At 71.0% G+C, this 13,855-nt stretch carries 9 protein-coding genes and 4 pseudogenes; 10 read left to right on the forward strand and 3 right to left on the reverse strand.

Annotation, left to right across the window (positions count from 1 at the left end; translation table 11 throughout):
* The first annotated feature begins 74 nt into the window (after window positions 1-74).
* The 4 genes from ACZ7LB_RS03475 to ACZ7LB_RS03490 all read left to right on the forward strand — a co-directional run bounded on the left by ACZ7LB_RS03475 (window position 75) and on the right by ACZ7LB_RS03490 (window position 6,070).
* Window positions 75-839 carry a Clp protease N-terminal domain-containing protein gene (locus tag ACZ7LB_RS03475; protein ID WP_471465180.1) on the forward strand — a complete coding sequence of 255 codons (765 nt, stop codon included), beginning with the start codon at window positions 75-77 and terminating at the stop codon, window positions 837-839.
* A gap of 1,035 nt (window positions 840-1,874) precedes the next feature.
* Window positions 1,875-3,524, forward strand: coding sequence for a bifunctional 3'-5' exonuclease/DNA polymerase (locus ACZ7LB_RS03480; RefSeq protein ID WP_471465181.1), 1,650 nt, complete (start codon window positions 1,875-1,877; stop codon window positions 3,522-3,524).
* Between the two features lie 350 nt (window positions 3,525-3,874).
* The gene (locus ACZ7LB_RS03485; protein WP_471465182.1) at window positions 3,875-4,813 is read left to right on the forward strand and encodes a hypothetical protein; all 939 of its coding nucleotides are present in this window, start codon (window positions 3,875-3,877) and stop codon (window positions 4,811-4,813) included.
* Between the two features lie 84 nt (window positions 4,814-4,897).
* Window positions 4,898-6,070, forward strand: a complete 1,173-nt coding sequence (locus ACZ7LB_RS03490; protein WP_471465183.1) for a serine hydrolase domain-containing protein — start codon at window positions 4,898-4,900, stop codon at window positions 6,068-6,070.
* A gap of 538 nt (window positions 6,071-6,608) precedes the next feature.
* On the opposite strand, the pseudogene ACZ7LB_RS03495 reads toward ACZ7LB_RS03490, so the two are convergent.
* Window positions 6,609-6,821, reverse strand: a pseudogene (locus tag ACZ7LB_RS03495) (hypothetical protein); the annotation flags it as partial.
* 105 nt (window positions 6,822-6,926) lie between these two features.
* Between ACZ7LB_RS03495 and ACZ7LB_RS03500 the strand changes: the two are divergent.
* Together ACZ7LB_RS03500 and ACZ7LB_RS03505 are read left to right on the forward strand one after the other, a co-directional pair.
* Window positions 6,927-7,211, forward strand: coding sequence for a hypothetical protein (locus ACZ7LB_RS03500; RefSeq protein ID WP_471465184.1), 285 nt, complete (start codon window positions 6,927-6,929; stop codon window positions 7,209-7,211).
* Window positions 7,208-7,600 carry a type II toxin-antitoxin system VapC family toxin gene (locus ACZ7LB_RS03505; protein ID WP_471465185.1) on the forward strand — a complete coding sequence of 131 codons (393 nt, stop codon included), beginning with the start codon at window positions 7,208-7,210 and terminating at the stop codon, window positions 7,598-7,600. Before ACZ7LB_RS03500 ends, ACZ7LB_RS03505 begins: the two co-directional genes overlap by 4 nt.
* Before the next feature lie 652 nt (window positions 7,601-8,252).
* Here ACZ7LB_RS03505 and ACZ7LB_RS03510 read toward each other — a convergent pair.
* Both ACZ7LB_RS03510 and ACZ7LB_RS03515 read right to left on the reverse strand, forming a co-directional pair.
* A pseudogene (locus tag ACZ7LB_RS03510) lies at window positions 8,253-8,576 on the reverse strand (DUF2637 domain-containing protein); the annotation flags it as partial.
* Window positions 8,577-8,993: 417 nt separating this feature from the next.
* Window positions 8,994-9,143, reverse strand: a pseudogene (locus tag ACZ7LB_RS03515) (DUF3631 domain-containing protein); the annotation flags it as partial.
* Window positions 9,144-9,302: 159 nt separating this feature from the next.
* On the opposite strand from ACZ7LB_RS03515, the gene ACZ7LB_RS03520 reads away from it, so the two are divergent.
* The 4 genes and pseudogenes from ACZ7LB_RS03520 to ACZ7LB_RS03535 all read left to right on the forward strand — a co-directional run.
* Entirely contained in the window at window positions 9,303-10,145 is an 843-nt protein-coding gene (locus ACZ7LB_RS03520; protein WP_471465186.1) for a vWA domain-containing protein, read from the forward strand.
* Between the two features lie 209 nt (window positions 10,146-10,354).
* Window positions 10,355-11,011, forward strand: a complete 657-nt coding sequence (locus ACZ7LB_RS03525; RefSeq protein WP_471465187.1) for a hypothetical protein — start codon at window positions 10,355-10,357, stop codon at window positions 11,009-11,011.
* Window positions 11,011-13,218 carry a hypothetical protein gene (locus ACZ7LB_RS03530; RefSeq protein WP_471465188.1) on the forward strand — a complete coding sequence of 736 codons (2,208 nt, stop codon included), beginning with the start codon at window positions 11,011-11,013 and terminating at the stop codon, window positions 13,216-13,218. The genes ACZ7LB_RS03525 and ACZ7LB_RS03530 overlap by 1 nt, the downstream gene beginning before the upstream one ends.
* A 21-nt stretch (window positions 13,219-13,239) precedes the next feature.
* A pseudogene (locus ACZ7LB_RS03535) lies at window positions 13,240-13,515 on the forward strand (tyrosine-type recombinase/integrase); the annotation flags it as partial.
* Window positions 13,516-13,855: the final 340 nt, after the last annotated feature.

Below are 13,855 nucleotides of genomic sequence, written 5' to 3' on the forward strand. Positions count from 1 at the left end.
GTCCCACGCGCCGGGACCGGCCAACTGTCAACCCCTGGTTGACGACCCGCTCACTGTCAACCTACGGTTGACACATGACGACGAACCCCAGCACCACGTCATCCATCCGTCTCGACGACCTCATCGACGCGATCAAGAAGGCGCACGCCGAGCCCCTGGAGCAGCTCCAGGACGCCGTCATCGCGGGCGAGCACCTCGGCGAGGTGGCCGACCACCTCATCGGCCACTTCGTGGACCAGGCCCGGCGCTCGGGCGCCTCCTGGACCGACATCGGGCGGCGCATGGGCGTCACCCGCCAGGCGGCGCAGAAGCGCTTCGTCCCCAAGGACTCCGCAGGAGCCGACGCGAATCAGGGCTTCAACCGCTACACCCCGCGCGCGCGGGAGGCCGTGATGGCCGCGCACCACGCCGCCGTGGCCGCGGGCGCCGCGGAGGGCCTGCCGGAGCACCTGGTCCTCGGCCTGATCACGGAGCGCGAGGGCTTCGCCGCCAAGGCGATCGCCGCGCAGGGCGTGCCCCTGGACGCGGTCCGCGCGGCGGCCACGGCGGTCCTGCCGCCGCCCGCCGAGGAGGTGCCGGAGCTGGTGCCGTACGGCTCGGCCGCCAAGAAGGTCCTGGAGCTGACCTTCCGCGAGGCCCTGCGCCTCGACCACCACTACGTGGGCACCGAGCACATCCTGCTCGCCCTGCTGGAGCACGAGAACGGCGAGGGCGTGCTCCACGGCCTCGGCATCACCAAGGAGGCCACCGAGCGCTACGTCACCAGGACCCTGGCGGAGTTCACGAAGGCCGGCGAGGAGCGGGGGGAGGAGGGCGAGGGAACGGAGGGACGGGCCTGAGGTCCGCTTCCGGCGGCGGACGGGCGGGGCGGAGGACCGCTTCCGGCGCCGAACGGGCGGGCCTGAGGACCGCTACCGGCGGCGGACGAGCGGGGCAGAAGACCGCTACCGGTGGCGGACGGCGGGGCAGAGGACCGCTACCGGCGGCGGACGGCGGGGCAGAGGACCGCTTCCCACGGCGCACGGGCGGCCGCGAAACGGGATGGCCCGCCCGGAGCCCGCTCGGTACGGTGCCCCGGTGTGCCACTACGCCATGACCCGGTACAAGCCGCACCACGTCTGTGCCTCGTGCCGCGTCGGCTTCAAGCGGTACGCCGACCCCAGCGGGAGCACCCGTACCCGAACTGCTCCCGGCCCCTCGGGTGCGCGGGTCACGACTTCGCCCCGCCGCCCCGGCGCGACGTCCGCGGATGGTCCGTGGTGGCCGCGGTGCTGGGTGCGGGGCTGCGCTACGAGGGCCTGTCGGCCTGCGGATGCGGTAAGGAGCCCCGGTACCGCCCGCGCTCCCGGGCCGAACTGCGGGCGCGCCGGATCGTCGCCGCGCGGCACGGGCTGCCGCTTGCCGAGGCCCTGTCCCGGCCGGACCCGCTGACCCCGACGCCGGGGCACCGACCCCGCGCCCCGGCGTACCCGGACGGCGGGCTTCCCCTCTCTCCGGGGCCAAGCGCAGCCGGCGCACCGGCACCCAGGGACCTGCCCCACCGCCTCACCCACCCCACCCACCGGTTCCGCCGGACCGCCTCACCCACCTCAGCCTTCGGATCCGCCGGACCGCTCTGCCCGGCCCGATCCGCCGGACCGCTCTGCCCGCCTGATCCACCTGATCCACCTGATCCGCCTGATCCGCCTGATCCGCCCGCGGCAGCGTCACCCGCGTCGTCCCGCCGGAGCCCGGATGCGCTGCCGCGGCGCGCGTGGTGGCGGCACCGGGCAGCCACCACCCGCCGCACCGACCGCGGCACCGACCGGATCGGCGCCCGCGCGCCGTCCCCCGCGCCGCACCCCGCTGTCCGACCCCCCTGCGAGACTCACCCCATGGCCGGCCGATGGGCAATCGCGTTGACCGAGGACGGCGGCGCGGAGGTCGCCCCCCTCGGCCCCGACGGGCTGCCCTCGGGCCCGGTGCGGCGGGAGCCGGACCTCGCGCGGGCCGTGCGCGACCGCCCCGGCGCCGCCCGCTGGGTGTGGCGGTCCACCGCCGAGGCGCACCCCCGCCTGCTCGCGGCGGGCGTACGGGTGGAGCGGTGCTACGACGTGGAGGCCGCCGAGACCCTCCTGCTCGGCCACGAGGGCCGCTACGGCGAGCCCCGGTCGGCCCCCGCCGCCCTCGCCCGGCTGCGCGGCACCGCCGTACCGCCCGATCCGCCGCAGCGCTCCGCCGAACCGGGCGCGCAGTCCTCCCTGTTCGAGCCGCGCGCCGCCCCGCTGCCCCTGGCCGACCTGCTCGACGTCTACGCCGAGCAGCAGCGCCGCCACGACCGGTCCGCCCACCCCGACCGGCTGCGCCTGCTGACGGCGGCCGAGTCGGCGGGCACGCTGGTGGCTGCGGAGATGAACCGCACGGGCCTGCCCTGGCGGGCCGACGTCCACCGCGAGGTCCTGCACGACCTGCTGGGCGAGCGGTACGCGGGCGGCGGCCAGCCGCGCCGCCTGGCCGAGCTGGCCGAGGAGGTCTCGGCCGCCTTCGGCCGCAGGGTCCGGCCCGACCTCCCGGCGGACGTGGTGAGGGCCTTCTCCCAGGCCGGGATCAAGGTCCGCTCCACCCGCCGCTGGGAGCTGGAGGCGGTCGACCACCCGGCCGTGGAGCCGCTGCTGGAGTACAAGAGGCTGTACCGCGTCTGGGTGGCGCACGGCTGGTCCTGGCTCCAGGACTGGGTGCGCGACGGCCGCTTCCGCCCCGAGTTCCTGGCGGGCGGCACCGTCACCGGGCGCTGGGTCACCAACGGCGGGGGTGCCCTCCAGATCCCCAAGGTGATCCGCCGGGCCGTCGTCGCCGACCCGGGCTGGCGGCTGGTCGTCGCCGACGTCGACCAGATGGAGCCGAGGGTCCTGGCGGCCATCTCCCGCGACCCCGGGCTGATGGAGGTCGCCGGACGGGAGACCGACCTGTACCAGGAGGTCTCCGACCGCGCCTTCTCCGGCGACCGCGGCCAGGCCAAGCTCGCCGTGCTCGGCGCGGTCTACGGCCAGACCTCCGGCGACGGCCTCAAGCACCTCGCCGCGCTCCGGCGCCGCTTCCCCCGGGCCGTCGCCTACGTCGACGACGCCGCCCGCGCGGGCGAGGAGGGCCGGCTCGTGCGCACCTGGCTGGGCCGCACCTGTCCCCCGGCGCCCGAGCGCGACGACGAGGACCCGGCCCCCGAGGACACCGCCCCGGGCCACACCTCCGCCGGGGCCCGCGCCCGGGGCCGGTTCGCGCGCAACTTCGTCGTCCAGGGCAGCGCCGCCGACTGGACCCTCCTGCTGCTCGCCGCGCTGCGCCGGTCGTTGACCGGCATGGCGGCGGAGCTGGTCTTCTTCCAGCACGACGAGGTGATCGTCCACTGCCCCGAGGAGGAGGCCGCGGAGGTGGTCGCCGCCCTCGACCGCTGCGCGGCCGAGGCCGCCCGCCTCACCTTCGGCCCGACCCCGGTCCGCTTCCCGTTCACGGCCGTGCCGGTGCGGTGCTACGCGGACGCGAAGTAGGGGTGGCGGCGAGGCGGTCGGGAGTGGCAGCGAAGGCTGCCTCGCGACCGGGCGGGGGTGCCGCCCGGGAGGGGCCGCCGGGGCGGGGCGGCCGGGGGGTGGCGGTGGCCGCCGGCGGAGCCGGAGCGTGCCTCCCGTGAGGACGGGGTGCCGCACGGGCCGGGGACCGTACGGGCGGTTGGCGGGGAAGCCTCGCCCGGAGCCGCTGAACCGGCGACCTCGAACCGGTGCTCGCGCCCGGACCGCCCTCCCCACGGACCCGTTCCGCGACGGACACGGCGGACCGGAAAGAGCCCGATCGGCGATAACCTGACGCCTGATCAGTTCATATGCTCAGGGGGGAGCACCGCATGGCCGTCGCCATGTACCAGGCCGTCCGGCTCGCGCGGAGGAACAAGGAGCGCCACGAGCGGCTGGACGTCCGCCGCAGGAAGCTCGACCGGCACATCGCGCAGGAGAGCGGGGCCCAGCAGGAGCGGCGGCAGGCCACGTACGACCGGGCCCTGGTCCCCTTCCGGACGGCCTTCGAGCGGCTCAAGCACATCGACCTGGCCGAACTGGCCCCGGTGGCCCCGGTCGGCAGCACCCCGGCCGACGTGGAACTGCGGGAGCTGCGGCAGCTCGCGTTCTCCGTCGTCGGCTCGGTCGTCGGCGGCGGAGCCGTGGGGGCGGGCGTCGGCGCGGGCGTGGGCGCGGCCACCTACATGGCCGTCGGCGCGTTCGCCACGGCGTCCACCGGCACCGCCATCTCCGGTCTCTCCGGCGCCGCCGCGAGCAGCGCCACCCTGGCCTGGCTGGGCGGCGGTTCGCTCGCGGCGGGCGGCGGCGGCATGGCCGCGGGCACCGTGGTCCTGGCCGCGGTCGTGGCCGTACCGGCCCTGGTCGTGGGCGGCGCCCTCCTGGAATGGCGGGGCCGCTCGTACCGGGGGGACCAGGAGAAGGCCGCCGGGCTGCTGACGGAGGCGGAGGCCGAACTGACCGAGGCCCGCCGGACCCTGTCCGAGGTGTTCCAGCGCAGCCGGGAGGTCCGCCTCGTCCTCCGGGAACTCTGCCTGGCCATGGAGGAACGTCTCCCGGCCTTCACCGCCCTGGTCACCGCCCACGACGACTACGGCACCTACGACGCGCCGCGGCGGGCCCGGATCAGGGAGGTCTTCGACCTCGCCTGCACGACGGTCACGGTGATGGGGACCCCGCTGGTCGGGGAGGACGGCCGGGTCACCGAGCTGTCCGGCCGCGTCGTCGCGGAGGCCCGGTCCCACCTCGCCGGGCTGACCCCGGCCGCGTGAACCCCGCGCCGGGGCCTTCTCCTCCCTCGCACGCCCATCGCCCACCATCCTTCGGAGGGGGGCCGCGCTGCGAGGATGAGCGGTATGACGATCATCAGCGGAGACGTCTCGCCCGGGTTCGAGCCGGTCCGTGAGGCGTTCGCGGCGAACTTCGCCCGGCGCGGGGACATCGGCGCGGCCGTGTGCGTCTACCGGCACGGCCGGCCGGTCGTCGACCTGTGGGGCGGCATCGCCGACGCCGGGACCGGCCGCCCGTGGACGCGGGACACCCTGCAACTGGTCTACTCGGCGACCAAGGGCGCCACCACGACCGCCGCGCACATGCTGGCCGAGCGCGGCCTGCTGGACCTCGACGCCCCGGTGGCCTCGTACTGGCCGGAGTTCGCCGCGAACGGCAAGGCCGGCATCCCCGTGCGCTGGCTGCTGTCCCACCGGGCCGGGCTGGTGACCGTCGACGAACCGCTCCCGTTGGCGCAGGCCCTGGCCTGGGGCCCGATGACGGCGGCGCTGGCGGCCCAGCGCCCGCAGTGGGCCCCGGGCACGGCCCACGGGTACCACGGCCGGACCTGGGGCTGGCTGGTCGGCGAGGTGATCCGCCGTGTCTCCGGCCGGACGCCGGGCCGCTTCTTCGCCGAGGAGATCGCCATCCCCCTCGGACTCGACTTCCACATCGGCCTGCCGGCGGGCGAACGCGACCGCGTCAGCCGCATGACTCACCGGAGCCCTTCCGTCGACCTGGCCACTCTCCTCGCCGAAGCCGACTCGGAGGAACTGCGCGAGCAGGCCGCCGCCTGGCTCGACCCCGGTTCGCTCAGCAACCGGGCCTTCGCCGTCACCGACCCCGCCGCCATCGACTTCGACTCCCCGGCCGTCCAGGCGGCGGAACTCCCCTCCTCCAACGGCATCGGCACCGCCCGCTCCCTCGCCCGTATGTACGCCGGGACCATCGGCGAGGTCGACGGCGTGCGACTCCTCACCCCCGCGACCCTGGCCTCGGCGACCACCGAGCAGGCCGCCGGGCGGGACCGGGTGATGACGATCCCCAGCCGCTTCGGCACCGGCTACATGCTGCCCACCGACCGCACCCCCATGACCGGCCCGAACGCCTTCGGCCACACCGGCCGCGGCGGCTCCCTCGCCTTCGCCGACCCCGCCCACGGGATCGCCTTCGGCTACGTCATGAACCACATCGTCAGCGGAACGGACGACGAACGCGCGGCGGCGCTGGTGGCAGCGGTACGGAAGTCCCTGACGTAACCGCCCGGGGGCACTCCGGAGGACGGCGGCCGCATCACGGCGATGTCGCCGCCGCGCACTGCCCGAGCAACAAAAGGGCCAGGTCACGAGTCGAGTGACCTGGCCCTTGCCGGAGCCGCCTTCGGGATTCGAACCCGAGACCTACGCATTACGAGGGCAATAGCGATCGTGATGGGGTGTGCCTCGTGGTCGCATCGGATCCTGTTCTTGCAGATCAGCGCGCCGATCACGGTCCCGCTGCTCATATGTCGTGTTGCACTGTCCACAGGCGTCCGCGCTCCCCTTGCGCTCCCCGCCTCTCGGCGATGCGATGAACCGGCCTGCACAGCTCCTTGCCGACACCATGGTGGCAGGGCTTGTCGAGATCACACATACGAGACGATGACCATCACACGCAGGATCCTCGCTCAGACCGCTCACGCCGACGAGCACAGCAGCACACACAGCAACAGCAGGCCAACGAGAGGCCGCCCACTTCCGTCTCGGGTGTCGCAGCCGTCTCCTCTTCGATGCCTGGGGGCTCGGGTACGTCGATGCGGAGCAGCTTGAGCAAGTCGGCGGTGACGACCCGATAGGCGTTGCCCAGGCGCAGGACCGCGCACGGATAACGGCCGCGCTTGGCAAGGTCGTACCCCGTGGTGCGGCTGAGGGACAGCGCGCGGTTCGCCGTCTCCAGATCCACGGCCGCGGGCAGCGCGAGCAGTTCCTCGCGCGTCAGCCCACGGATCGCATCGTCGCGCTTGGTGATCACAGAGGATCTGTACTCCGCGAGGGAATCCGCCACCTGCCTCCGGTCAGGCCGCAGCGTCGCGGAAACACCCCGCTCAATAACAAGAGTTTTGTTAATATGACTCCCATGGCCACCACCCCCACTCCCGCTCCCGCTCCCGGCGAAGGTCCCGTCCGCCCAGTCTCCGTCTCCCTCCACGAAGGCACCATCACGGCACTCAGGGCACGCACCGGCAAGCGCGGCATGTCCGCGTACGTCGAAGCCCTCATCCAGCGCCAACTGGAGCGCGACCGGCTGCGCGAACTCATCGAGGACGCCGAAGCCGAGCACGGCCCGGTCGACCAGGCTGCGGTCGATACCAAGCGGGCCATCCTGCGCGGCGACGCGGCCGGCTCGGCGGACGCCGCGTGAGCGGCACCCTCGTCCTGGACTGCGAAGGCCTGTCCAAACTCGTACGCCGCACGCCCGAACTCACCGAATGGCTCGCCGCGGCCGAAGCCGAGGATATCCGCGTCATCACCAGCTCCGTCACACTCGTCGAAGCCCGCGACCCCAAGACCAACCAGGCCCGCTTCGACTACGCCGTCTCCCGCGTCAACATCATCCCGCCCACCGAAGCCATCGCCCGCCACGCCAGCAAACTCCTCGCCGCAGCCGGGCTCCACGGCCACAAGTACGCCCTCGACGCGATCGTCGCTGCCACCGCGATGGCGTCCCCCTCCCCCGTGACCGTCCTGACGTCCGACCCCGAGGATCTCCTGACGCTGTGCGGCCCTGGCGTCCGTGTGATCAAGATCTGACGCAATGCGATGCCGGGGCGGCCACCGCCTCCGACTCCCCGCTGATCGGCACAGCTCTGTCCGTTCATCTGGGCGCCCGCTGCCGGTGCGCTGAAGTACGCTGTTTTCCGCACGGTCCGGACCACCGGTAGCACCGGGGGCACCAGCCGCAGCTCACACGCTGTCCCGTCCGGGAGCGCGCCAGTACTGCGCTCACCAGCGGCGATCTCCTCCTTCGCATGCGCTCCCGCAAGGCTGCGCACCCAACGCGTCCCCGGAGTCTCCCGCATGGCCATCGAGCCCGGACTCACACCCCTCTTCGACTTCCTGTGCGAGCACAGCCCCAGCAAGAGCCGCGTCATGGCCTTGATCGGTCCATACGACGGCCCTCGATCTCTCACCGCAGTGTTGACCTGCAAGGACAAGCACCACGCATACCAAGCGGTCCAGCTACTGCGCCGCGCGCTGGCCTCCCGCGACTCCGCCGTCGTCAAGGAAGACCTGCATGCTCTGGCCTCGACACTGCCCGACGCCCCCGCCAGCTCCGAGCGCACGGCTACGGCCCACGCAGCCTCAGGAACTTGGCCCGCCCCTGCAGGCACAACGTCGCGCTGTTCCCGGTCAAGGAGTGTTCCTGCGAAGACGGGGACTGCGAGAACTGCGGCTGGCAGTGCACGGCGCGGGCGTCGCCCGTTCCGCTCACGCCCGCCACGTTGAGCGCGATGGATCCGACAGGCCCCATGGCTGTCACGGCGATGGCCCACAAGTCGGTGACCTGACGCAGGCTTGCACGGAGCATGAGCAGTTCACCCGCGACGATGAACGCGTCGAGGGTGGCGGGCCACGCCCAGCGGCGCATCGGGGAGCCGCCGAGGCCGTGCTGGCCAGCAACGTCGGCCAGGTGCGCGTAGGAGAGCCAGAACGCTCCGGCCGTCAGGACGACGATGACGACTCCGGCCGCGATGAGCACGAACCGCTCGGCAGTGCGCCCGGTCACCGTCGGCTGCCCCTGACTGGGCCTGCTGCCAGGTTGCCGGAGGCGTAGTTGTCGAAGGCGGGAGAGGAGAGTCAAGCGGGGATATTCCTTGGGGTGGTGGCGTGATGCGTCTTGGCCGTTGCAAGCACAGGTCAGGGCCGGTACGGCAGGCCCGGCCGGTCTCCGTCTTGGCCGCGCCCTGGCGGGGACGGCACAGGTCGGCCTTCCGTCTTGGTCTCATGACCGGTGACCTGCGGCGACATGGCGCGTACGCGTGGGACGGCACGAGACGGATGCGGGCGACGTCCCGCGCTCCACACGGTCGGTCGTGATCTTGTTGCCGTCTTGGGCCCGGTTGCCGTCTTGCGCGTATGCCCTCTGAACTGCGCGATCACGGAAGGGACGGCAAGGACGGCAACCAGCGGGGGCGGGGCGGAGTCAGCCCTTCAGGAGGTTTGGCGCGGCGTCGACCGGGTGGATGGTCGGGCAGTAGCGGCGCCAGGGGTCGAGGAACTTGTTGCGCATGTAGCCCTTGCGCTGGGTTCCGTCGGCCATGCGGACGTTTCCGGACTTGATGCCGAACTGCCGGAATACATAAAGCCCTTCGGAACATGCGAAGCCCTCCAATCCCGCTCACTGAGCTGACACTGCATCCGCTACCATCAGCCTCCCTGGGGGGTCAGGTTTCCGCGCGCGTCCCATGCCGTGGCGCTCAGCCCCTGTCATGCAGAGGAGCTGGTCGCCGAGATGCCGTACACCGCCGAGATCAGCCGGACCAACCCCGGTTGCTTCATCTTCCTCGTAGACCAGTCGGCCTCGATGAGCGATCCCATCGGCAGCGGTGAAGCGGTGCAGCAGCGCGCCCAAGTCGTTTCGGACGCCATCAACCGGCTGCTGACGGAGCTCTCGGTCAAGTGCGCAAAGGAAGAGGGCGTCCGCGACTACTTCCATGTCGCGGTGATCGGCTACGGCCACAACCAGGTCGGGTCTGCCTTCACCGGCGCGCTCGCTGGCCGGGACCTCGTACCGCTGAGCGAGATTGCGAACAACCCCGCCCGTCTGGAGAGCCGTACAAAGAAGGTTCCGGATGGCGCCGGCGGCCTCGTCGAGACAACCATTCAGTTCCCTGTCTGGATGGACCCGGTCACCAACGGCGGCACCCCCATGACCCGCGCCCTTGGGTACGCCGACTCCCTGGTGGCCCGCTGGGTCGATGAGCATCCGGGCGGTTTCCCGCCCATCGTCCTCAACCTGACTGACGGCGAGTCCACCGACGGTGATCCCACGAGCGCGGCCATCGGCCTCGCCTCGCACGCCACCGCCGACGGGTCGGTGCTCCTCTTCAACCTGCACGTGTCCGGGGCCAGCGGAACTCCCGTCACGTTCCCCGACAGCGAGACAGAACTCCCGGACACCTATTCCCGGCTGCTCTTCCACATGTCGAGCGTGCTGCCCAGCCACATGCGCTCCTACGCTGCTTCGCAGGGGCACCGGGTCAGCGAAGCCACGCGCGGTTTCGTCTACAACGCCGACATCACCTCCATCGTCGAGTTCCTCGACATCGGTACGCGCGCCACGGAACTGCGCTGAGCGGCATGGGCGCACACCCGACGCCCATCGACTTCCAGTGCTTCCTGGTGCCCAAGGCAGGCAGCTCTTCAGAGGAATGTGAGGACGCCACATACGTCGCGTCGTCACCCGACGAGCAGTCTGTCTTCGCCGCCGTGTCGGATGGGGCATCCGAGAGTCTGCTCTCCGGGGCTTGGGCCAGGCAGCTCGTAAGAGGGGCCGTCGCCTCGATGGCGGCTGCCGAGGACCGGCAACACGGTAGGGAATCCAGCCAGTCCGAGTCCTTCGTCGAGGATCTCCTGACCCGCACCGTCGGTCAGTGGGACGGCTACATCGCGGAGTATCAGGCGGATCGGGCGGCCCGCAGCCGGCCCATCACCTGGTACGAGCAGCCAGGGCTGGACAAAGGGGCCTTCGCCACGCTGGTGGCCGTCCACATCCGGGCGGCATCAGCGGTTCCGGAAGACCCTGAGGCTCCGCGGCCTTGGACTTGGCACGCCTTCGCCCTCGGCGACAGCTGCCTCTTCCACCTCCGCGAGGGCCGGCTGATCTCCTCGTTTCCCATCGCTGACGGCGACGGCTTCGGCATCACCCCACAGCTGCTCGGCAGCCGCAACTGGGATGCCGAGCTGATCACAGACCGCGCGTCGACCGCGACCGGTGAACTACACGCGAACGACGAGCTGCTGCTGGCAACCGATGCGCTGGCCGCATGGTTGCTCTCACACCCTGAAATCGCTTCGGGCGGATCCAGCAAGCAGCTCGGAAAGCTTGCCGATCTGGGCGAAGAGACCTTTGCCGAGTGGGTCCAGAGCGAGCGCGACAAGTCCCGGATGCGTAACGACGACGTAGCCCTCATTCGCATGCGGGTGAAAACGGAGGGGTAATGGCGGTCTCCCGCACCGGCGGACCTGCCGCAGGACGGAAATTCCCGACCGGCGCAAACTACGTGGAAGCCCTCCAGAACCCCACACTGTGCTTCGAGGACCCGGACCTCAAGCACGGGACGGTCCAGCAGAGCCCCGTACTCGGCCCGAAGGCGATCTCGGGAAATTTCGCAAGCGTCTTCTCCATCACCGCCCCGGGCAGACAGCGGTACGCACTGAAGTGCTTCACCCGCGACAGCAGCACGCTAGAGGCCCGCTATCAGGCCATCAGCAGGCAGCTCGCCGGCCTCAAGCCCTCCGAGCTGTCCCAGCCTTGGCCGGTCGGCATGGAGTATCTGCCGAGAGGCGTCCTCGTCGCCGGTGAGTGGTACCCGGCCCTAAAGATGGCCTGGGTGGAAGGCACCAGCCTGATCACGTGGATCGAGCATAACGTCCGGGACGCGGGGGCCGTTCTCACGACGGCTGAGCGGTTCGCTGCACTGGTCGCCGACCTGGAGAAACTCGGCGTCGCCCACGGCGACCTCCAGCACGGCAATCTCCTGATCGCCGCCGACAGCACGCTCCGCCTTGTCGACTACGACGGGATGTACGTACCTGCGCTGAAGGGGCAGGGCGCCACGGAGAACGGGCACCGCAACTACCAGTCCCCGACCCGTACGAGCGCGGACTTCGGCCCTGCTATGGACCGGTTCTCGGCCTGGGTCATCTACCTCAGCCTCGTTGCGGTTGCTACCGATCCCACCATCTGGGACCAACTGCACGATAATCAGGGTGAGTTCTTGATCCTGAGAGAGGACGACTTCAAGGAGCCGCGATCCTCACTGGCCTGGAGCTTGCTGCTGACCCATGCAGACCAGGACCTCCGGGCGCTGGCTGCGCAGACGCACAGGCACCTCACGGCGACCGCCCAGGCGGTTCCCCCGCTGACCACAGCAGGGGCGATCCCGACCCCGTCCCCGCGTCCCGCCCCTGCGGTGGTCCAGCAGGGCGGAGCCCCCTCCTGGCTGGCAGGGCACATTCCGCAGCCCCGGAACACGCCTGCGGCAAGCGGCGCGGGTACGGGTACGGGTACGGGTACGGGTACAGCCGCCAGTACAGCCTTTACCCGCCGGCGCCCCGCAGACATCCTCGCCGGTGTGCTCGCGCTGACCGGATCGGCAACACCGGCAGCACTGACGGCCATCAGTATGCTGCCGACCGGCTATGTGGGCGCCGCTCAGCTGGGAGCTCTGCTCCTGTCTGGCAGTGCCCTCCACGCCACCCGACGCTCCCGCCCCGAAGCTCAGGCTTCGAAGGCCCGGATACTGGTGCTCCAGCAGCAGGTGGATACGTTGGCGGGCTCCGTGGCAGCGGCGCAGAAGATCCACCAGGAGATCGAAGCCCTGAACGCGGCCAGTGCGAGCCGGGACACGCAGATCAGCCAGCAGATCAAGAGCCTGCAGACCGAGCTGCGCGACGAGCAGTCGCGGATCACCGTCAAGCTCAACAAGGAGACCGGCGATCTCAGGACCAAGCTGAGCGGTCTGACCACCAGGGAGCAGAAGCAACTGGACGCCGCGCTGGCGTCGGCGGTCAGGACGCACGTCCAGAACAGACTCCGCCGGACGTCCATCCAGGACGTCAAGAAGCTCTCCAACATGGGCAGCGGGACGGTCACAAACCTGATCGCCGCAGGTATCCACACAGCCGCCGAATTCACCGGGGTCCGGTACGTACAGGGCAGCAGACACGGTAACCGTGACGCGTACCTCATCCGCTCCAACGGATACCAGGTCAAGATCCCAGGCGTCGGCGAGGTCCGGGCAGCGGCGCTCGAAAGCTGGCGGACCTCGCTGGAGCAGCGGGCCCGAAAGTCGGCACCCACCAGCATAGGCGTCCAGGAACGGGCCGCGATCCGACAACAGTTCGCCGCGCAGAAGAAGAGATACGAAGCGGAAATCACGCAGGCCGAGAGCGCGGCCCGACACAAGCGGGACCAGCTCCAGCAGCGCATCACCACCCGTCTGCAGCAGGCCAACATGGAGAAGCAGCAGCACCAGGCGGCCACCCAGCAGCAGCGCGCGGTGCTGCTTCAGCGCCAGGCCCAACTCGCCGACGCCACCACCACGCACGGCCTGCTGGTCACCCAGCTCGCCACGGCGGGCGTGGAGCACCGCCGCGCCTTTGGCCTGCGCCGTTACCTCCGCTTCGTCGCAACAGGCCGCTGACCGGCCACCCGCCACTGAGGGGCCACGCTCATGCTGGCCGCCGACATCGACATCAAGATCGTGTCGGACACGCTCGGGCACAGCGACACCCGGATCACGCGCGACATCTACCAGAGCGTGCTCCCCCACGTCGGCAAGAGCGCCGCCGAGGCCACCGCGAAGCTCGTCCCCCTCCAGCGCAAGGCCGAGCAAGAAGCGCAGGTCCGCCAGGCCGCCAAGGTGACGAAGAAGGCCGAGAAGGCCAAGACCAAGCGGAAGAAGAAGGCCAAGGCCAAGAAGGCCGCGAAGAAGGGCTGACGGCCCCTCCGCTCACGCATCGCTCACGCAAGCAAAGTCACGGCACCTCGGCCGGGCGGCGCGCCATGCCCTGAGCAAAAGAAAACCCCAGGTCACGGCGAGTGAGTCCTGGGGTCATTCCGAGCCGCCTTCGGGATTCGAACCCGAGACCTACGCATTACGAGACCGAGAGCGATCGTGTCGGGTGGTGCCGCACCATGCTTCCTTATGACGTTTCCCCAGATCAGACCGTGTGCGCCAGTCTTCCCCGTGCGGCCTTGTACTGGCTCGTCCAAAGGCGTCTGTCCACCGGCTGTCCACCGGAGCGCCCCTCCGGGCGGCTCCCAGTGACCATTCCGTT

Source organism: Streptomyces sp. NPDC107521 (genome assembly GCF_055598485.1).